At 42.4% G+C, this 20,894-nt stretch carries 20 protein-coding genes; 7 read left to right on the top strand and 13 right to left on the bottom strand.

The window, feature by feature from the left end:
• Window positions 1–3 precede the first annotated feature (3 nt).
• Window positions 4–1,590 carry an autotransporter domain-containing protein gene (locus FG24_RS12395; RefSeq protein WP_051901455.1) on the bottom strand — a complete coding sequence of 529 codons (1,587 nt, stop codon included), beginning with the start codon at window positions 1,588–1,590 and terminating at the stop codon, window positions 4–6.
• 92 nt (window positions 1,591–1,682) lie between these two features.
• Between FG24_RS12395 and FG24_RS06605 the strand changes: the two genes are divergently transcribed.
• Window positions 1,683–2,675 (top strand): hypothetical protein, encoded by a 993-nt coding sequence (locus FG24_RS06605; protein ID WP_036302135.1) that lies wholly within the window; start codon window positions 1,683–1,685, stop codon window positions 2,673–2,675.
• Window positions 2,676–2,741: 66 nt separating this feature from the next.
• Here FG24_RS06605 and FG24_RS12390 read toward each other — a convergent pair whose 3' ends face one another.
• Window positions 2,742–4,592, bottom strand: coding sequence for a diguanylate cyclase (locus FG24_RS12390; protein ID WP_160172172.1), 1,851 nt, complete (start codon window positions 4,590–4,592; stop codon window positions 2,742–2,744).
• A gap of 399 nt (window positions 4,593–4,991) precedes the next feature.
• On the bottom strand, window positions 4,992–5,450 hold the full coding sequence (locus FG24_RS06595) for a YybH family protein (RefSeq protein WP_036302132.1): 459 nt from the start codon (window positions 5,448–5,450) through the stop codon (window positions 4,992–4,994).
• A 320-nt stretch (window positions 5,451–5,770) separates the two neighbouring features.
• Here FG24_RS06595 and pqqA point away from each other — a divergent pair, with 320 nt between their 5' ends.
• A complete protein-coding gene (gene pqqA / locus FG24_RS12965; RefSeq protein WP_369797043.1) occupies window positions 5,771–5,848 on the top strand; it encodes a pyrroloquinoline quinone precursor peptide PqqA in 78 nt (25 codons plus the stop codon).
• A 529-nt stretch (window positions 5,849–6,377) separates the two neighbouring features.
• Here the strand turns inward: pqqA and FG24_RS06590 are convergent.
• The 8 genes from FG24_RS06590 to FG24_RS06555 form a co-directional block, all read right to left on the bottom strand.
• Entirely contained in the window at window positions 6,378–6,689 is a 312-nt protein-coding gene (locus FG24_RS06590) for an ArsR/SmtB family transcription factor (RefSeq protein WP_019896709.1), read from the bottom strand.
• A 50-nt stretch (window positions 6,690–6,739) separates the two neighbouring features.
• Window positions 6,740–7,861: an alkene reductase gene (locus tag FG24_RS06585; protein WP_036302128.1), complete on the bottom strand. Its 1,122-nt coding sequence runs from the start codon at window positions 7,859–7,861 to the stop codon at window positions 6,740–6,742.
• A gap of 515 nt (window positions 7,862–8,376) precedes the next feature.
• Window positions 8,377–9,366, bottom strand: coding sequence for a zinc-dependent alcohol dehydrogenase family protein (locus FG24_RS06580; RefSeq protein ID WP_019896707.1), 990 nt, complete (start codon window positions 9,364–9,366; stop codon window positions 8,377–8,379).
• Window positions 9,367–9,402: 36 nt separating this feature from the next.
• Entirely contained in the window at window positions 9,403–10,425 is a 1,023-nt protein-coding gene (locus FG24_RS06575) for a zinc-binding alcohol dehydrogenase family protein (RefSeq protein ID WP_036302126.1), read from the bottom strand.
• Window positions 10,426–10,473: 48 nt separating this feature from the next.
• The gene (locus FG24_RS06570) at window positions 10,474–11,436 is read right to left on the bottom strand and encodes an LLM class oxidoreductase (RefSeq protein ID WP_019896705.1); all 963 of its coding nucleotides are present in this window, start codon (window positions 11,434–11,436) and stop codon (window positions 10,474–10,476) included.
• 112 nt (window positions 11,437–11,548) lie between these two features.
• Window positions 11,549–11,854 (bottom strand): putative quinol monooxygenase, encoded by a 306-nt coding sequence (locus FG24_RS06565; RefSeq protein WP_036302125.1) that lies wholly within the window; start codon window positions 11,852–11,854, stop codon window positions 11,549–11,551.
• Between the two features lie 69 nt (window positions 11,855–11,923).
• Entirely contained in the window at window positions 11,924–13,093 is a 1,170-nt protein-coding gene (locus FG24_RS06560; protein WP_036302123.1) for an iron-containing alcohol dehydrogenase, read from the bottom strand.
• 67 nt (window positions 13,094–13,160) lie between these two features.
• On the bottom strand, window positions 13,161–13,766 hold the full coding sequence (locus tag FG24_RS06555; RefSeq protein WP_036302120.1) for a TetR/AcrR family transcriptional regulator: 606 nt from the start codon (window positions 13,764–13,766) through the stop codon (window positions 13,161–13,163).
• Between the two features lie 786 nt (window positions 13,767–14,552).
• Between FG24_RS06555 and FG24_RS06550 the strand changes: the two genes are divergently transcribed.
• Together FG24_RS06550 and FG24_RS06545 are read left to right on the top strand one after the other, a co-directional pair.
• A complete protein-coding gene (locus FG24_RS06550) occupies window positions 14,553–14,783 on the top strand; it encodes a helix-turn-helix domain-containing protein (RefSeq protein ID WP_051901453.1) in 231 nt (76 codons plus the stop codon).
• Window positions 14,784–14,785: 2 nt separating this feature from the next.
• Window positions 14,786–16,093 carry a HipA domain-containing protein gene (locus tag FG24_RS06545; RefSeq protein WP_036302118.1) on the top strand — a complete coding sequence of 436 codons (1,308 nt, stop codon included), beginning with the start codon at window positions 14,786–14,788 and terminating at the stop codon, window positions 16,091–16,093.
• A gap of 777 nt (window positions 16,094–16,870) precedes the next feature.
• Here the strand turns inward: FG24_RS06545 and FG24_RS06540 are convergent.
• Window positions 16,871–17,761, bottom strand: a complete 891-nt coding sequence (locus tag FG24_RS06540; protein WP_036302116.1) for a LysR family transcriptional regulator — start codon at window positions 17,759–17,761, stop codon at window positions 16,871–16,873.
• A 114-nt stretch (window positions 17,762–17,875) separates the two neighbouring features.
• Between FG24_RS06540 and FG24_RS06535 the strand changes: the two genes are divergently transcribed.
• The 3 genes from FG24_RS06535 (at window position 17,876) to FG24_RS06525 (ending at window position 20,053) form a co-directional block, all read left to right on the top strand.
• Window positions 17,876–18,736: a pirin family protein gene (locus tag FG24_RS06535; protein ID WP_036302114.1), complete on the top strand. Its 861-nt coding sequence runs from the start codon at window positions 17,876–17,878 to the stop codon at window positions 18,734–18,736.
• A 48-nt stretch (window positions 18,737–18,784) separates the two neighbouring features.
• Window positions 18,785–19,411 carry an isochorismate family cysteine hydrolase YcaC gene (gene ycaC / locus FG24_RS06530; RefSeq protein ID WP_036302112.1) on the top strand — a complete coding sequence of 209 codons (627 nt, stop codon included), beginning with the start codon at window positions 18,785–18,787 and terminating at the stop codon, window positions 19,409–19,411.
• 75 nt (window positions 19,412–19,486) lie between these two features.
• Complete coding sequence (locus FG24_RS06525; protein ID WP_036302110.1) at window positions 19,487–20,053, top strand: antibiotic biosynthesis monooxygenase; 567 nt, start codon at window positions 19,487–19,489, stop codon at window positions 20,051–20,053.
• 10 nt (window positions 20,054–20,063) lie between these two features.
• Here the strand turns inward: FG24_RS06525 and FG24_RS06520 are convergent, their stop codons facing one another.
• Window positions 20,064–20,843: an ankyrin repeat domain-containing protein gene (locus FG24_RS06520; RefSeq protein ID WP_036302108.1), complete on the bottom strand. Its 780-nt coding sequence runs from the start codon at window positions 20,841–20,843 to the stop codon at window positions 20,064–20,066.
• Window positions 20,844–20,894 lie beyond the last annotated feature (51 nt).

Below are 20,894 nucleotides of genomic sequence, written 5' to 3'. Positions count from 1 at the left end.
TACTTAAAAACCTAAATTAACATCAAGCCTAAAGTTGTTGGTATGATAAGAATTCGAACCAGAAGATGTTGCGAATGCCAAATCAACAATGATGTTTTTTTGGGCTTTGTATCTAAGACCAAGACCTAAAGAACCAAAATCATTCGGATTGGCATTAGTAGCAAGATTGTAATTTTGACTACTCGCACCTAAATTGGAAACGTACATATTCTGAGTAATATCCCCACCAAAGTTGCGTGAATATTGAATTTTGATTGAAGGCGTAAACGTAGCTGACGCTAACTTGATATCGTAAAATGCATTTAAGCCAGTTAATACAGCTTTAGAGGTGATTTTACTATCATCATATGTTAAAGCATTAGTTGAGCCAGTTTCTGAGTACTTATCCAGCCGAGTAGACGTAACATCAGTTCTTATATAGGGTTGCAAACTGACTCGTTGTACTTGAATGATGCTACTTAATCCAAGGCTTCCAAATGTCACATGTCCGTCACGATTTCCAGATAAGTGCAGACTATCTGTCACAGACCAACGTCTGTTATCAAATGATGTCTTGCCGTAGCCTAGCACACCATCAATATACCAATCAGAAGCTACTTGATAGCTTCCGTAAATGCTACCAGTAGTTTGATGAGATCTTGTTTCACTTCCAAAATCATCAATATCTGTCTTATCAAAACCATAACCAAGTGCACCACCAACAATCAGACTATTCGCTAATTGGTAATCAATACCCAATGTTATTCCTTGACTAGAAAATTTATTATTAGCACCTTGTCTATCAATAGCACCATAGTCCAAACTTCCAGTCGCCCATATGCCTATTGGCAGATTATCAAAGACTCGCTGATTGAATGAGAGTAAATTATTCGTTTCTGTCAACATTGAATTATCAGCATCGGACATAGTTTGTGGCGGCTGAGTGTTTTCATTCGTATTTCCTGCAAGGATGATAGGCTTTCCTATAGATTCTTTAGGTAGAAATTTGACTTGTGAAGTCTCAGTCGAGACGTGGCCACCCAACAATGATGTCAGCGAGCCAACAACTGGATTGGAGCTACTAAAAGAAAAACTGTTGTTCTTAACATTAAAGTTTTGATGAAGTCGCTGAAAGTGGTCGGTAATGTTGTTGATTTGGCTTGCAGTGAAACGCTGCACAACATAGGATTGCATGGCCTGTTGATTTTGCGTTGCCACATCGATTGATGTGGTTGCTTGTGTACGCAACAGTAATTGTAGTGTACTTTCTTTTTGGATGTTGTAATCGGAAAGTGTCCTACCATCTTCAAGCTCTTTACCTGCAAAAAGCAATCGCTGCTGGTCTGGTGAAATACCTTCTTTATCTTGAATCTTAGCTTTAAGGCTTTCAATAGAATCACTATTCTCGACCTCAAGCGTGATAGTTTTCCCAGTAAGCGTTTTAACGAAAATTTGCATAGCAAGTGCAGCAGGAGAAAGCATAAACATTATCAAAACTAAGCCTAGCTTAGTCATACTTTTAATGAATATATTCTTTTCTGGCTTAACCATTGAGGTAAAGCTAATACCGTTTTGTTGAGAAACTAAGATCAAGGCAGATTGATTTTTCATACTAGTTTGTTAGTAATGCTTTAATTAGTCGCGATTGTTATTTGGTTTATTATATAGGCAAAGATGATACTTAAATAAATGGCCCAATAAATATGCAGTTTACAGAGATTCTTGATAAATTTAGGGCATTAGGCGGCGTTGCTGACAATATCGAATTGCGCCATGGTCGCTATGGAAGGGGAATATTTCCAATAAACCCAAATAAACCTATCAAAATCAAAATCCCAAGCAAGCTACTAGCATCTCCAAGCTGGTTAGTTTTAGACCGTGACAATCACATTAGAATTAAGCCTAAGCTTGAATTAGAGCCTGCATGGGTTGATTTTTATGAAAGCTATCAACAGTTCTTTGGATGGAGTAATGTCGGCATCAATGAATTGAGCGAATATCATAATGAGCTGACAAAACTACCAAAGAAAATTAAACAGTTTCTATTGCTTTTTGGTTGGCATGACGAAGATTTTGATAAAAAAAGCGTTAAAGACTACTTAAAAGAGTACCTTGCTAGTCGACAGATTCGAATTGGGAATGAGTCGAAACTTATGCCTATCATCGAGCTCATTAATCATTCAGCTGATGGTAAGCAATATATTGCTGATGATGGCGTTAAGTTCGAGGGTACTTTTAAGGATGAGGCTTTGGCCTGTTACCATGGGAGTTTTGATGCATTACACTTCTTTAGAATTTATCATTTCAACTCAGAGTCAAGTACGGTTTTATCCTGTGATGTCAAAATAGAAGTGCCCAACGTAGGTTTGATTAATATTTCTAGATTTGACGCAATGGTTGAGATTGTAGATGGTGTTGTGATACCAAGGATGGTTAAGACAAAGTCTGGAATCCAGATAGATTTTATTGAGCTCGTTAACAAAAAGAATAAACAAACGCCTAGGAAAATATTCACGGATGGAATACAGCGATTTAATGTTTCATTCTTGGTAGCAAATCAAATATTTGATGGTTTAATTGAACATAACCGTAAAGCCTATTCAAACTTTGCCAGTGAATGTAGGTTATCTAACAACAAGGTAGCAAAAGAACTTGAGTCTATTGCATTAAACCAACTGAAACTTCTAAATGAATGAATAAGTAGCCAACTTAATTGGGGGCTTTATCCGCAAAGCTGACTGTCGCCAGATATCAACCTATACTTAGTAAACACAAACTTTATTGCGTCCTGTTTCCTTGGCCTTATACAAGGCTTTGTCTGCTTGATTAAGTAGCGTGTCAATATTAACGTTTTTATTAATAACCGCAGCAACACCAATAGAAACTGTAAACTGTATAGGCAAACCAACGGGTATATCCACTTCCGTTTTGGCGACAGTTTCGCGCAAACGCTCAGCCACTTCTAGCGCCTCTTTAACCTCGGCTTCTGGCAAAAGGATGGCAAACTCTTCACCACCGATGCGACCTGCTATATCCACTTGACGTAATGTCTCTTGACAGATTTTACTTAGCGCTTGCAGAACGGCATCACCTACTTGATGGCCATAGGTGTCGTTCACGTTCTTAAAGAAATCAATATCTAACATCAAAACAGAAAGCTGTGTGTTGTAACGAATGGCACGTGACAACTCTATTTCAGCTTGCTCCATAAAGTGTCTGCGATTAGACAAGCCAGTGAGGTAGTCTAAATGCGCCTGTCTGGTAAGTTCTAATTCAAGATTTTTACGTTCGGTGTAATCCCTGTGCGAGCCAATCATTCGAACGGCTTTGCCTTCTGCGTCACGCTCTACAACTTTTGCACGATCTAATATCCATTTGTAGTCACCATTCTTAGTGCGCATTCTATACACCAACTCATGTACTGAGGTGCGCCCTTCAAGCACATCGTTAATAGACTTCCAGGCATTTTCGACATCATCAGGATGTACAAAGTCTGCCCACTGGTTTATGGTGTGCTTAATCTCCTCGTAAGTGTATCCAAGCATCTCAGCCCAGATATGATTCCGCTCTACTTCCCCTGAGGAGATATGCCAATCCCAGAAACCAAGACCACTAGCCTCGAGCACAAAGTTAAGTTGCTGTTGACGGCTTCTCAGCAATAACTCAGCCTGTTTGCGTTCAGCCCTACGCCGAAATAAAGAATAAGCTAAGACGCAGGTAAACAATAAAACAATGGGGATAATGTACTTGAGTAAGTCACGAAGACCAATCTCTTTTTCTGAGTAAACACCAAACCACTTTTCATAAATGCTATCGTAGGTTTTGTTGGCTTTAGTGATGGCAAATGCTTCGTTAATTTTGCTCAACAAATCAGACTCACCGTCATGTACAGCAAATGCAAACTTTTGCGTAAATCCCGCGTTCACTTTTAAAGCTTTAATATTGGTAATCCCATTGCTGGCTAATGATTGCAAGCCAACAACTTTGTTGACTAACATGGCGTCATGCTTGCCAGAGGCTAACAAACGCATTCCTTCTTCCGCATTATTAACCAATACTAATTGTTTATCCCATCCCCTTGATCTCGCGTACGATGTCTCTACATCATCCTTAATCATGATGATAGATTTACCATTAAGATCAGACTCTGAATTAACACGTGATTCATTCTTTCGAACAAATATTCCGCCTTTAAAAATGGTATGTGGGACAGAGAAGTCTGCATAAGCTTGAGCCTCATCTGTGATGTTGAGGTTAATCAATACATCTATTTTGCCTGCTTTAAACTCCTGAAGAAGTTCAGTGAAAGGCAATACGCGTATATGGTAGTTTAGACCCGCCTCTGTTGCGACTGCCTTCCATAGTTCTACGGTAAAGCCACCAGCGGTTTCATCAGTCATGCCAGTGGCAAATGGCGGGAAATCTTGCTCACTACCAACAATCAGCGTGTTGGTTTGTATTTGTTTCTGCTGGGGAGTTTTTTGTACTTGAGCACTGGCCTGGCTGTCTGGGGAAAACGCATAAACAATCTTAGCTCCAATCAATGAGAGCATTAGCGCCAGTGAGATGCAAGTGCAGATTTGAAGACTTAAGTTTTTGACAGAGCCATTCACTTTCGACACTTTCATTCTCAGAAGTTATCGTTTTTTTCCATCTCGTTTGTAAAAACGCTTATGGAAAATAAAACGAGGCAGGGTCGAGACCTCTTTAGTATCGGCGCGTATTTTCAAGACGACCGATAAGTGTGTTGCTACTTTAGTATACCAACCTAAATTTAGATTAGGCAAAAAATTAGTATCATTTTTATAATCCTAAGGCAGGCTAATTAGTCCAGTAGATATGCCATTTTTTAAATCTGCGAAGAGGATTATCGAAATTCATACTTTGTGGACTTTTAGGAAGAGTGGACACCCTCTAATACTTTACAACTTATATCAACAGAAGAACTAAACCCGCTCAAAGATGGTCGGGTTTATCATTTTGCAGAATGCAGCACTAGTCTCTTGAGGAGTTTAATTGCCAGCGTTCCAAATGTGAGTGCGAGCTATCCACTTACCGTTTGCATCTTTCTTAAAAACACTAGTCGTGATGCCGCTGTAAGTGGCTGTTACGCCATCCTTTTCAGGACCACTAGCGCTCCACTTTGCGACCTGATAAAGCGTTTTATCATCACCATCAACGGTGACTATTTCCAATTTATGATTCTTCAAACCTGCTTCAAAAAAACTTTTAAATAAGTTCTGAATCTCTGCACGTCCAGTCAGAACTTTGCCGTTGCCTGGGGAAAGTACAGCATTTTCTGCATATAAACTAGCAAGTGAACTAGCATCTGAATTATTAAAGGCTTTATTCCATGTATTGTTTAATGCCTCTACAGTTGTTTGGGCGGTCATTTCTTCAGCAAATGCAATACTTGCTGTTACAAGGCTAAAAGTTATTATCGCGAGTGTGTTTTTAAACAGTGATTTCATATGGGGTAATCCTTAATTGAAGTGTAAAAAACCATGAAATAAATAATTTTTCATGTCGCTTGCAGCTAATTTGTCCAAGCATCATTAATAACAGAATTTAGCAGTCATCAACTGAAATAAGAAGATGAGCCAAACTCTAGTTAGGCTCATTATAGTTAGCTGGCTAACTAAATGCAAATTTAATCTTTAAACTTATGTATAAATTTTTCTAAGGATTTGAAGCAATATATCTCTTGCCATTACTTAGCTGTTATTAATGTTTTGATAGCACGCATTAAAAAATCGCTAAATTTAAACTGTGATTGAAAAAACCTTAGGAGATTTTTATATGGAAAACACAAGTAGCTGTAGAAATGCGTTTGGGCTTTGAAGTAACAATGTACCTAATGAACAAGTAATTCCTTGTTCTTGATACGACAGGACCCAGCTTTAAGCTAGGGTTTTTCATTCAAGGCGCTCAATAAAGTAAGTTAAGATTTCTGAAAACTGAATGAAATAATTCACTGAATAAATTCCCAACGACTCACTCAATGATTTAACTATATGGAAGAGTCTGGAAAAGCAAAATTATTTACACCCTCTGTCACAGAACAAAATGTTCTTCGACATTAAAGTCGTTTACAACTTCATCCTTCAACAAAAATATCTTTGTCGAATTTCCATTAAAGTCGTTTACAAGCATTCAAACTTAATCTTGAGTCTTCAAATACATTGATAAATTTAAGATAATTGATGCTGGATCGGCCAAGATACGGTAGACACTATGAAGTAGGGTTTGTCTCATTAAAACCTATGACAACTAAATCCGCAAAGCGGACGGTCAACTAAAGAAGCTAACAGACTGTAATCGGCCCATAGCAGTCATTCAAATTTGAGCTAATTTGGTCTATTTGATTGATTAGAGTTCCGCTAGACATAACAACCTCACTATTCACTTAATACTTCACGTAAGGTAGCTAGAACTTGCTCTACCACCGTCGAGTTACGTTTGTAGTATGTCCATTTACCAACCTTAGTTGATTCGACCAAGTTCGCATCTTGCAACGCTTTCAAACATAATGATGTGGCAGGTTGCGATAGCCCAACCTTGTCCTGAATCAAGCTTGCACACACCCCATACATCTCGTATGGGTAAAGTTGTGTGTAGTCCTTAAACGCCTCATTAGGATTAGCTAACCAAGCCAATATTGCACGTCTTGTAGGGTTAGCTAGCATTTTTAATGCTTCATTTAAATCCATCTTACTCTCACCTTATTGCCAGTGGGAAAGCCCACTATTAAAGTTGATCATTATGTGCTGAATGGATAATCAATGTATCCTGCTTCACCACCACCATAAAGAGTATGATTATGCACTTGATTAAACGATAATCCTTTTAGAATTCGATACGGTAAATCGGGGTTTGCTATAAATGGTTTACCAAATGCATATAAATCACCGTAGCCTTTTGAATTTACTGTCAGTGCCTTCTCTACGGTATAACGACCTGCATAAATTATCGCACCCTCAAATGTTTTACGTAAATCACGTCTAAATGTTTCAGGCAAGTCTGGGCTGTTGTCCCAATCTGCCTCTGCGATCGATATGTATGCAATACCAAGATCATTCAACATTTCAGCAGCACGAATGTAGGTTTCATGAGGGTTACTTTCTACTAGGCCAAGATAAACGCGGTCTTCTGTAGTGGTGGTAAACAGTGGAGCGAATCTTACACCTACTCGATTACGCCCAAACACGTCGATAACAGCTTCAGTAACCTCTCTTAAAAAGCGAAGTCTATTGGTTAGCGAGCCACCGTATTCGTCCGTTCTGTGATTCGTGTGCTCAGAAATGAATTGGTTTAGCAAATAACCGTTAGCGGAATGAAGCTCAACACCGTCAAATCCAGCCAACTTTGCGTTTTTAGCAGCTTGACGATATACCTTAACCAATTCTTTAACTTCTTCGGTTGTCAGTTCACGAGGCATGCTTGGTTCAACCAAAGCACCTTCGCCAGGTCCAGTCTCGATGAATACCTTTACAGACTTAGCTTGAATGGCTGATGGTGCTACTGGTGCATCTCCGTTTGGTTGTAACTCGCAATGGGATACTCGGCCAACATGCCAAAGTTGGCAAAAAATAATTCCACCACTTTCGTGTACAGCGTTCGTTACTTTCTTCCAACCTTCTATTTGCTCCTCTGAGTGTATGCCTGGTGTCCAAGCGTAGCCTTGCCCACGTGTTTCAATCTGTGTACCTTCTGTAACCATAAAACCTGCAGTAGAGCGTTGTTTATAGTAACTTGCCATTAATTCATTTGGCACATTTCCCGGTTGAGAGCTACGGCAGCGAGTTAGTGGCGGTAATACAATTCGATTGGGTAAAAACAAGTCGCCTAATTGGACTTTTTCAAATAATGACGATACGTTCATATATGCCTCTTTAATTTAAGTTGCATACATTTTCACATTTAAATGCATAAATGTGAAGAGTTGTTTTGAATATATATATATGAAGTTCAGCTATGGGTCATATATGCTCATAAATAAAAAGTAGAATTAAGATTGCTGATACAGTCAGAATGTCATCGCGGAATCCATTTTCGACCTTCATAAAACCCCATCCCGGAATAAAGTTAAAATAGCAGTTCAAATACTCCTAATATCCTTAAACTGAAAGTAGACAGGATTAAGCTGACTTTCTCTTTAGAATTATATGAGCTGTTAGAATAACCGACTCTAATCGTCCCTTAACTGACCTTCATTAGTTAAATGCATGAGCACCGTCAGGCGTCCCGCTAAAGGGTTAGGGTGAGCTTGCTAAACAAAATCCACCATTAACGCCCCCAGATTCTATGTTTGTATACTTTCATCGTGGAGGCTTCATTTCGGCACTCAAACTTGACTGCCCAACCGACTGCAAAGCGCCTATGCAGTTGCTAATAGTGCTAAACTGTCACCACAATTTTGCCGATCTGCTGGTTGGATTCCATATAGCGGTGTGCTTCGACAATCTGCGCTAGCGGATAGGTTTTGGCCACCAGCGGTTTCAGCTTGCCTTCAGTCAACCCTTGCACAATGAAGGCTTTGGCGCGTGCCATGCGTTCAGGATGAGTGCTGATTTCAAATAGGGTATACCCGCGTATGGTTAATTGCTTGGCGAGCACGGGGAACAGCGGCAATGGCGTCGGCTCTGTACTTAGCGCGCCATACTGGAAAATAATGCCGCTTTGGGCTGTCGCTTCTGCCAGTTTGCTGATGGTCGGCCCGCCAACCGGATCTAACACCACGCGTGCACCTTTATTATTGGTAATGCGGTTCACTTCGGTCACCAGGTCTTGTTCTTCCGTCGCAATCACATGCTTGGCACCGGCCTTGAGCAAAGCCTCGCGCTTGCTGCTGGTGCGCGTCAAAGCAACGGGAATAGCACCCAGCAGATTGGCAATCTCTATAGCTGCCACACCCACGCTGCTTGATGCCGCCGGAATCAGCACAAACTCACCGACTTTGGTATCGGCAAACTCCACCAATGCGCCATAGGCAGTCATATATTGCATCCAGATGGAGGCTGCTTCTGACCAGGAAAGTGATGGTGGATGCTTTACCGCGGCAAATGCAGGCACATTCGCCAACTCACCATAAACACCATACTGATTCTGAGAGAACGCTGGGATTGTGCTGACCGCATCACCTATCTTGAACTCAGTCACGTTACCTCCCACTGCTTTGACTATGCCTGCCGCTTCATAGCCCAGCCTCGCTGGCAGTATCGGTGCTTCCAAATACTGACCATTGCGGAACATGACTTCTGCACGATTGAGACCGATGGCTTGCACCTTGATCTGCACTTCATCCCTGCCTGGTGCGGCGACTTGTTCATCTGCTATCTGTAATACTTCTGGCCCACCGGTTTGGTAGAATCTGACGATACGTGACATTTTTATCTCCTGATGATGTAAAAAATAGTGTGGAAATCAAGCCCAGCCGCTCAATACGATCTTACCTATGGTGCTACCGGCTTCGAGATGCGCGTGCGCCCTACGCAAGTTGGCAGCGTTGATAGGAGACAGTGTTTCGTTGAGCGTAGATGCAAGTACTTCCTCATCTACTAATCGTGCGATACGATCCAAGATATGGTGCTGCTCAATCATGTCCTCCGTCTGGTACATAGATCGGGTGTACATCAACTCCCAGACGAAAGTCGCGCTTTTGTTCTTTAGCAAGTTAAGGTCTACCGGCTGTGCGGTTTCCACAATCGAGCAGATGCGGCCTTGCGGCTTGATGAGCTCGGCCATGACAACAAAATAGCCATCGGTATCGTTGCAACAGAAAATATAATCAGGCTGGGGAATGCCGATTTCGCGCATTTGCGTCACCAGGTCATGCTGATGATTGATGACGTGCTGTGCGCCCAATTCCTGCACCCATGTTACGGTCTCTGGGCGCGATGCCGTGGCTACCACGGTCAATCCCGCCAACTTATTCGCGAGTTGGATTGCAATAGAACCCACCCCGCCAGCGCCGCCTATGATAAGCAAGCTCTTATTACGGTTTTGCGTTATATCAAGTGCAATGCCCAGCCGGTCGAATAGTGCCTCCCATGCGGTCAGCGCAGTCAGCGGCAAAGCGGCTGCCTGGTCGAAACTCAAACTCTGTGGCATGTGGCCGACGATACGCTCATCTACGAGCTGGTATTCGGCATTACAGCCTGAGCGCGTAATGTCGCCAGCGTAATATACTTTGTCGCCAGGCTTGAACAGCGTGCAGTCTGGTCCGGCTTCGACCACCTCACCAGCGGCATCCCAACCTAGAACCTTGGGTGTTATTTCCAACTTGTCTTTAGGCTTACGCACCTTGGTATCGACAGGGTTGACTGCAATGGCGTGGATCTTCACCAAAAGATCGCGACCGATTGTCACGGGTCTCGGTAATTCGACATCCATCAGTGATTCAGGATCGCTGATAGGTAAATATCTGGTTAATGCAACGGCTTTCATGGTGTCTCCTGTTTTAGTGGCGCAGGCATCCTCGCCTGCGCTTATATGTCACATAAATTCTGGCAGCACGAACTCTGCCAGTTCCTGCAGCACTTCGTCAGCTGCACGTTTGCCATATTTGACATTGAAAATGAGGTGATCTACACCAATGCGTTTGCTAGCACGCAGATGCATCAGCAAGGCATTCCTGCCGAGTCGGTGACCTAAATGAATAGGCGTTGCTGCTTCATTCGGGCTGTCGGCAAGATCAATAAAATAAGACTGTGTAAATGGTTTGTACTGTCCTGGTAGTTCTGCCTCCACTGAATCTCGCCAGCGCTGCACCACTTGCGCCTGTGCCTCAATATTGCGAGGGTAGCTTATCCAGCCGTCGGCGTTGCGCGCTATCCAACCCAAATCCTGCTGGCTGTGGCCAGTAACAAGCAAGGGTACATGTGAAGCGACTGGCTTGGGGATCACATCGGCAGCTTGCAGATGGCCGAAGCTGCTACTGACTTGCGGAAAGTACTCTGACCAATAAATCTTGAGCAACTCGATTTCTTCTCGAAACATCGCACCGCGCGACTCAAAATCTACATTAAAGGCCGGAAACTCCACCACTCTGTCACCAGTTGCAACACCCATTAACAATCGGCCATTGGATAGACGGTCTATGCTGGCGGCGGCTTTGGCAATATGAATCGGGTGACGTAATGGCAGAATGATGGACGCCGTTAACAATGCGATTTCTGAGGTTTGCGCGGCCATATATCCGAGATAAGCCCACGGGTCGAATATCTGGCCGACATCGCCAAAATTCGGGTCTTTAAGCGGCACATCACGGAAGGCTAGGCTGGCAAAACCGGATTTTTCAGCAAACTGCGCAAGCACTACTTGGTTGTGCATGGTTGGCTGATCGCGCTCAAAGGCCTCGATAGGGAACATGATACCCAAGGTCAGTTTTCCGCGCTGGAACACACGCTGCCATCCACGGTTGGCTGTCGGTGATTGATTTGGATTAGGGGTAAACATTCTGTTCCATTATAAAAAAATACTGGCACATCTAAAAAAAGGGAGGGTAATGATGTGCCAGTGTAGGCTAGAAATAGTAAGGGGAAGAGCTATATACTTAGCCAAAACTGTTTTAAGTCTGACCCTTGACCGCCAGTAAATCTACAGTTTCGATTATTGGCATCTCGGCCAGCAAATCTGTGGCATTCGCCATCAGCGCCTCGGCGATCTTGCCGCTAAGATGCTCCTGACGGCCATGCTCGTCGCTGAAGGTGTCAAAAATGCCAAAAGTGGCAGGGCCAAATTTGAGTGCGTACCAGGTAGCGGTTTCCGGCTCGTTTTCCACCAGCGGCAGTGCGGATTTCAGAAATGCTTCCAGTGCCGCTTCCTTTCCTGGCTTTGCATTCAAACGTACATACAGGGCTAATTTCTTGTTCATGATCACTCCTAATAAAAATAACACGAAGGTTTTGGATATGTGCTGTCACACTTTATCCGCTTTAATAATCTAAATACTTGCTTCCAGCACCTCCCTGCTCTTATCCAGCGTCACATCCTTGTGTTCACCGAGCTCGACCATGCCATGACTTTCCAGCTGTGACAGCATGGCAGGAATGGCATCTGCGCTAATGTCATAGGCAGATAATCGCGTTGGTACATTTAGGCTCTCAAAAAATGATCGGGTATTCTGAATGGCCGCTTCAATACGCGCATCTTCCGTACCTTCACTGATATGCCAAACGCGTTCGGCATATTGCAGTAGCTTGGCACGCTTGGCATCGCGACGCAGGCTGAGCATGCTCGGTAAAATGATAGCTAGCGTTTGTGCGTGATCCAAACCATGCAGTGCGGTGATTTCGTGGCCAATCATGTGCGTCGCCCAATCGCTTGGCACACCAGAGCCGATCAAGCCATTTAAGGCTAGCGTGGCCACCCACATGAAATTGGCTTGCAATTCGTAATCTTCTGGGTTTTGAAGAACTTTAGGTCCAACTTCAATCAGCGTCTGCAACAACCCTTCCGCAAAGCGGTCCTGCACGCGGGCGCCAACGGGGTAGGTCAGGTATTGCTCCATGATATGGGTGTATGCGTCCACCACGCCATTAGCCAACTGGCGCGGAGGTAGGGTGAAACTCTTGCTTGGGTCGAGTACGGAGAACTTTGGAAACACATGTTCACTGGTGAAATAGAGTTTATCCTGCAAACCGGATGAGGTTTCAATGCGTGAGACCACTGAGCCGTCGTTCATTTCAGAGCCTGTAGCAGGCAAGGTCAGCACCGTGCCATAAGGCATGGCTTTTTTAACATTTGCACCGTGCTGGAGCAAAATTTCCCATGGGTCACCCTCGGTATACACCGCAGCTGCGACAAATTTGGTGCCGTCAATCACGGAGCCACCACCAACTGCCAGAAGGAAATCGAGCTTGTTGGTCTTGACCTGTGCCACAGCTTTCATCATGGTTTCATAGGTTGGATTTGGCTCAACGCCACCAAACATCTCAAATACGCGGTTACCCAGAGCAGCCTGCACTTCATCAAGTGTTCCATTCTTCTTGGCACTGTTACCGCCGTAAATAATCAAAACGCGAGCCTCAGGTGGCACTAACTTGTCGATTTCAGCGACCTTGCCTTTACCGAAAGCGATACGTGTCGGATTATAAAAATCAAAATTCAGCATAAAAACTCCTTAAACATTAAAATTATTAGACCAGTCGGCTAGTGTTGTGCCAAATAAAAAAGCCAGCTTAGTTAAGTCCAAGTCTTATTTTCGTAGCACTCATGGCGCATTCCAAGGCAGCGCGTGTGCGACTGACCTTGGTCAAAAGTGTTGCACCAACCCACATATAATAGATTTCTGCCGTGACAGCATTTACATCCAGGTTGGCAGGAAACTCACCTTTACGAATGCCTTCTTGCAAGCAGTTGGTAAGACACGCGATGACACGATCAGTACCGTTTTTTAACGTAATACGCATAGCTTCGGAGAGATCGGTCACTTCTGCGCTCAATTTAACAATTAAGCATTTATCTGTTGTGGCGTCGCTAGATTGGGTGTCCAACCATGATTGAAAAAACTTGAGCAGTCGGCTGGAATTTGAACTGCCGTCATCTTTGAGTAAGTGTTCTAACATCTGCAAATAATCGTCAAAGTAATTTTCCAGCAATGCGTCGCCAAACTGCTCTTTGGATTTGAAATAGTGATAGAACGACCCCTTAGGCACCCCTGCAGCAGAGAGTATTTCGTTGAGGCCGACAGCAGCAAAGCCCTTGCCTAGGATGATATCCTTGGCTGTGTCTAAAATTTGCTGACGTGTATCACTAGATTTTGTGGTTGGAAGTTTGTTACCCATAAGCGCATTATTGCATAGATTAGACCAGTCGTCTAACTGAAATATAAAAATCCGTTTTACTATGCTAAGAATCTAATATGAATTTGTTTGATGACGACGAATGATAAATTTTTAATAACTGAAAATTCAAAATCTGCTATGTTTCTCATGAGTATGAGATTCTTTGGTTATATAAAATTCTGTAAATTTTTATGAAGATAAGCTTTAAGCCAATTGTAGAAATATTAAAACTTTAAGTGAATGAAAGCTTTGTCCTCCATTGCTGCTGACCAGCTTTGTTTTTGGTATGACTGCAATGGGCCGATTGCTGAAGTCAGAAGAACTCAACTGAACGGCCGCTTTGTCCCGCATTGCAGACTGACAACCAATTGGCTTAGTCTGTTATCTCTGATAGCCTTCACCTTACATTTCCTTTCAGTGAAGGACCTTTCGCTATCTAACCTTCAAGCTATACATTCAAGATAAAGATTGACTAAAATTCGATGCAATAAAATTTATATATAACGCATCATATGAATATCCAGAAACCTTTTTCCGCAATGGTCGCGATAATAATTAATCAAACTTTATTCTCTGCTTACATACTTAATTGAAAATCGCCTAGAGCATAAACATATATTTTATTATCTGTTCGAATATATTTTATTACCATCATTATAAACTCCATACAAATATATACGAACGAATATATTTATTGTACTTTTCTTTAGAAGCACCTATTATTATTCGAACGTATATATTTAATTTATTCCGCCACAAATAAAACCAGCATCTGAAAATGCGTAAATGAAAAATATGAACTCCAAATTATTTGAAATTGATTCTACTCACACTCTAGGTCAAGCAATTCGAAAAAGACGCAAAGAGATGCGACTTACAATGGATTTAGCTGCACCATTATGTGGTGTTAGCGTGCCATTCTTACAAGCTCTTGAAACAGGGAAATCTAGCGCTCACCTAGGCAAGGCAATTCAAGTTGCCAATATGCTTGGGCTTAAAATATTCGTGCAGGAATAAATATGAATTCACTGAATATTTGGGTTGATGATATCTTCGCAGCCACATTGAGTGAAGAAAATAACACTTTTAGCCTAACTTACACTGATGTATGGAATACAAGCGGCTATGCATTCTCTCCGCACCTACCATTGAGTACATTATCAAGCGGGGCATCAGTACGTAATTTCTTTAGTAATCTATTGCCTGAAGGAAATATTCTGGAAGGGATGTCACAAGTTTATCAAGTAAGCAAATACAATGTATTCGGAATACTGAGCAAGATAGGAAAAGATTGTGCTGGAGCACTAATCCTAACCCTGCCAGAAGAAACTATCACGGAAGCTAATAATCGGTTCACAATAGAATATGATTATCAGGAAATCAGCGAGCACGAACTAGATACCCGAATTGAAGAGGCAAATGTAAATAACACACCAGTAATGATGTGGAATATGATCCCGAGAATGTCACTTGCAGGGGTGCAAAACAAGTTAGGCATATATATTGATAAAAATGACAAGTTATATCTACCAGTAAGTTCCGCACCTACATCTCATATTTTAAAACCTGATAATGTTGACGGCCCACATCCTAACATTGCTGCCAATGAATATTTTTGCATGCAACTAGCGAGTCGAATTGGATTAAACGTACCTGATACTAGTTTCAGAAATTTACCAACGCCAATTTTTTTAATAAAGCGCTATGACAGAGTCTGGACTTGGGAAGGTCAACTCATTAGAAGCCATCAAATTGATGGTTGCCAGGCGTTAAACTTACCCCCTAATCTTAAATATCAACAGGAGTATAGAGATGGCCCTCAGGGTGCGACAATAAAAGATCTGTTGCAATTATCCAATATATGCAAAGTACCAGCTATAGCTCAACAACAAATTCTTTTGTGGCTACTTTTTAACTACATTATCGGAAATAGTGACGCACATGCGAAAAACATTTCATTTCTGATCAATCACCATCAGCTTGATGAAAAAAATAACATCCTGGTCGAGCAAGGTATGAAAGTGGCACCATTCTATGATTTGGTATGCGGTCGCGCATATGACTATTTCGAGCTAGCGCAATCAATTGGTGGGGAAAATCAGTTCTCCTTGATTACAAGACTTGAATGGAAGCAGTTTGCAAATGATTGCGACATTTCATTTGTAGCATTACAGAAAATAGCAAATATTTTAGTCAGCAAGGTCAAGAAGGCGCTGCCTGAGTTATCTGAACGCATTAAACAAGAAACGAAACAACCAATCATTGAAACGATTACCGAAGTCATTAATACCCACTGTGACTATCTAGTTGAAAGTTTAATTTCATAATGATCACCCATCAATAATATTTTTTACACATTTAAAAGTAAATATTGCTGTAAAAAAGTAATTAAATATACTCTAGATTTATCAATAGAATCATTATGTTAGTTAAACAATAATCTTGAATTATTTGAAAAAAATCCTTATAATATTTCTAAGTTCCAAATAGATTAAACCGTCTGGAGACGGGTAGAAATAGAGTGTATTTAATTACATCTTTTTAAGGAACTTATGTTAATCCCGTATCGTACGGGTAATAAACCCCAGACTTTTAGTCTGGGGTTTTGATTTTATTAATATGCATAAACATAATATACGAACTACACATGAGCACCTGTTTTCGTAAACATTCAGCATATTCGCACCTACTTAATTCTTGCGTGACATTTGCGTGATTCCAAGATGCTTTACTATGCTTTATCGTGACTTTTGCTACAGACGATAAAATGCAACTTGTTGATTTATATAAACATATTATTTAAGATCAAAACTACGAACCAAGGGGTCAGGAGTTCGAATCTCTTCGGGCGCACCAAATAAGACAAAAGGCTTACAGTTTAATTGCTGTAGGCCTTTTGTCTTTCTAGCATCCAATAAACAAATACTAATTCTTTTTGCTGGCTAGCGTTATCGGCCAGCGTACCTGCAAAGTATAATCAAACCAGTCAGCGCTAAAACAGATTGCAAACCTACCATCCCCGCCTTCAAAAGTATCCACTGATTTTCAACTGTTTACTTTCTATTAATTTAGCAGCTTTACTAGAACTTTTTGCTAAATACTAGTTAATCAACAAACTTAGGTCTTAGTTCGGCCTGCGCAAGATCTAAAAATGCGCGCAGCTTAGGCGGCATAAAGCGCTGTTTTGGGTATACCAGATGAACTGGGTCTGCCTTACCTTGCCAATCTGGCAAGAGTCGCAACAAGGCTCCGCTAGTGAGCCCCTGTTGGCAGGTGAAGGTTGGCAATAGCGCCACCCCCTGTCCATTTTCTGCCATAGACTTCACCACACCAATGCTGTTAGCCATTGTTCTTGCCTGTAGCGGAATCATTATATTGCTTTGTCCATTCCATAAGTTCCAGACGTCACGCCCCATTGGGGTAAATTGCAAGCAATGGTGCGCGTGTAAATCCTGAGGCACTTCTAATGGCGCTGACTTCTCTAAATAATCACGGCTTGCGAATATTGCCCAATGTATCGTTCCTAATGACTTCGCTACTAGGCTGGAGTCACGCAAATCACCTGTGCGGATGGCAACATCTATACCTTCTGCCACTAAATCGATATAACGATCAGTTAGTAACAGCTCTACCTCTAGCGCAGGGTATTCCTGTTGCGCTCGCTGTACCAGATTTGCGAGTAAGCTATCACCAAGATCCGCTGGGGCGGTGACTTTTAGCTTACCCTGAGGTTGCTTGCGAGCCTCATCAATAGCGGCCTCAGCCTCTAGCAAATATCCTAGCCCTTGAGAGGCATGATGATAATAAACCGTCCCCGATTCAGTAAGACTGAGTCGCCTAGTTGTACGCTGTAACAGGGTAATACCTAGACGCCTCTCTAACCTAGAGATACGGGTACTTACTGTCGAGGTTGGCAAACCAAGTTGTCTAGCCGCAGCACTAAAACTACCAGCCTGCACAACTTTTACAAACACAGCTGCTTCGTTGAAATCCATGATTATTCAATAAAGTGAAAAGTAATTTCACATTTAACCATCTAGTACATCATTTGTCATGTGTTTATAGTGAGAACCATCGTAACGCAGTCATGAATTAATAAGGAACACACCATGAAAAAACTAGCATTTATCAAACGCAGCAATGGCAATCACTGGGTAGGTGATGGCTTTCCTGTACAAAGCATTTTTTCTTATCGTGACATTCATGAAGAGATGTCTCCATTCTTGCTCATGGACTACGCAGCACCAACCAGTTTCGAACCAACCGAGCAACGTCGCGGTGTAGGTAAACATCCACACCGTGGTTTTGAAACAGTGACCATCGTCTACGAAGGTCAGGTGTCACATCATGACTCTACAAATTCTGGCGGCACTATTGGCGCCGGTGACGTGCAATGGATGACAGCAGGTTCCGGCATTATTCATGAGGAGTACCATGGTGACGATTACGCTCGCAATGGTGGCCCTTTCGAGATGATTCAACTATGGGTCAATCTGCCAGCTAAACACAAGATGACAGCACCTGGCTATCAAGGCATTACCAGTGCGCAAATTCCAGAAGTTAAGCTAGCTGGGGATGCAGGCAAAGTGCGCGTGATTGCAGGTGAATTTGCAGGACAAAAAGGCCCGGCACATACCTTCAGCAGCATGAATGTGTGGGATGTCAGATTGAATGCAGGCAGTACAACCACATTCAATTTGCCAGATGGTCATACCACTGCCTTATTTGTGCTGCATGGTGCAATCAGCACTGGCGATGTACACATTATCCAGCCATCCGAGCTTGCGGTGATGCAGCGCGAAGGCACAGAACTGGTACTGGAAGCACAGCAAGACACAGTTTTATTGTTATTAAATGGGGCACCGCTAAATGAACCTGTGGTCGGCCACGGCCCCTTTGTCATGAATACCTGGGAAGAAATCAATCAGGCAGTTGATGATTACAACCATGGCCGTTTAGTAGCAGCATAGAGTTAAACCATTATTTAATTTTTAGATGATTTATTTAGGAGAAAAACCATGAACAAACCATATGTACGTCTAGACCGCGATAACGCAGTAGTTTTATTAGTAGATCACCAAGCAGGCCTGTTATCTTTAGTGCGTGATATTGATCCAGACCGTTTCAAGAACAATGTGCTAGCGCTAGCAGATGCAGCTAAATACTTTAAGTTGCCAACCATCTTAACCACCAGCTTTGAGAATGGCCCGAACGGCCCATTGATGCCAGAGCTTAAAGCGATGTTCCCGGATGCACCTTTCATTGCTCGCCCAGGCCAAATCAACGCTTGGGATAATGAAGATTTTGTGAAGGCGATTAAAGCCACAGGTAAGAAGCAGTTGATTATCGCCGGTGTGGTCACAGAGGTATGCGTAGCATTCCCGGCACTGGCAGCGATTGAAGAAGGTTTTGAGGTGTTTGTGGTAGCGGATGCTTCAGGTACGTTTAATGAAATGACACGTGATGCGGCATGGCAACGCATGGCAGCGGCAGGTGCGCAATTCATGACCTGGTTTGGGGTGGCTTGTGAGTTGCACCGTGACTGGCGTAATGATGTGGAAGGCCTAGCAACATTGTTATCTAACCATATCCCGGACTACCGTAACCTGATTACTTCATTTAACGCACAAAGTGGTAATAAATAACTGCAAGAAATAATTATGAACATCCCCGAGACGCTACTTTAAATCTTGGGGATAACATTTATCAGGAAAATAAGCATGACCTTCACATTAGACACCGAACAAACTGCTACCGTTGTCATTTCACACCACGTAAGAGATGATGCTAAGCTAGATTATGAAGCGTGGTTAAACGAAATTATTCCAGTTTCTAAAAGTTATCCTGGGCACCTAGGCGTTAGCATCGTACATCCTGTAGCTGGTGCCACAGTCACTTATACGATAGTTATTCGGTTTGATACACGCAAAAATCTGATTACTTGGATGAAGTCGGATGATAGAAAAAATCTGATTAAAAAAGTACAGCCGTATCTGGTAGAAGAGGACAAGTTTTTTGTGCGTAGCGGCTTAGATTTTTGGTTCACTCCAGAAGAAGCAAAAGCCAAGCTACCCACAAAATGGAAGCAATTTCTAATCACGTGGTCGGCTATTTTCCCATTAGTACTGACGACATCAGCGCTAGTCGATTGGCTAACAACGACTATCCCGATTAGCCTGAATCATGAGCTAAAGGTATTGAGTATTACGTTTTTTGTAGTATTCATGATGGTATATGTAGTGATGCCACGTTATACCAAACTAGTACATAAATGGTTATTTAGTTAACGCGTCAGAACTATTCTGTGACGCCTTTCGCTTTTAACAACTCTGCTATGTGGGTGTTGCCTGAACTCTCGGCTAAAGACAATGTAGACTTTCCATTTTTACCGCGAGCAAATACATCAGCACCCCTCTCAATTAACAGCTCAGCCACTTCTGAGGTACCGCCTGAAAGTGAAAGCAATAATGGTGTGAAGCCAAGGCTATCTCGATCATTGACAAAAGCACCTCGCTTGATCAACATTTCTGCGATTGTTTTATAGCCATGCATCTGCTTACCACACACCAATAAAAGTGGCGTCACACCTCTTCTGTCATAAGCATTAACGTCTGCACCTTTGTTAATCAAGATACCGGCAATGACTGTATAGCCTTTTTTCAGGGCGACCAGCAAAACCGGCGTACTCTCTTCATCTGCAATATGTATATTAAAATTGCTACGCACAAAAAGATCGACTATCGCTTGTTCACCATCACTCACAGCACGCAAGAACCGCTCGTCATTTCGCTCAATACCCAGCCGCTTTAACTCATTGATGGCTGTCTCAATACCTTCTGATTCACGGATATATTGAGACTGGCGCACTTGCCTAAGCCTGAGGATATCTTCGATGACATCCTTCGGGAATCCCTGCCGTCCACCGCGAGAGTCAATAATCAGGCTACTAAAGTAATCGTGAATTTGTGGGGTATGCCACAACTGCTCAATCTTGATCAAAATACGATCAAAACGCGCTTCAAGCGCATATGGATAATTGTCACCAAGATATTCAAAAAAAGGATGTTTAACTGCCATAGTTGATACTTATTTACCTATCATTTAAGTTTGCTAAATAGCCACATATGC

This window comes from Methylotenera sp. L2L1 (assembly GCF_000744605.1).
GTDB lineage: Bacteria > Pseudomonadota > Gammaproteobacteria > Burkholderiales > Methylophilaceae > Methylotenera.
This window is presented reverse-complemented; position numbering and strand designations above follow the sequence as displayed.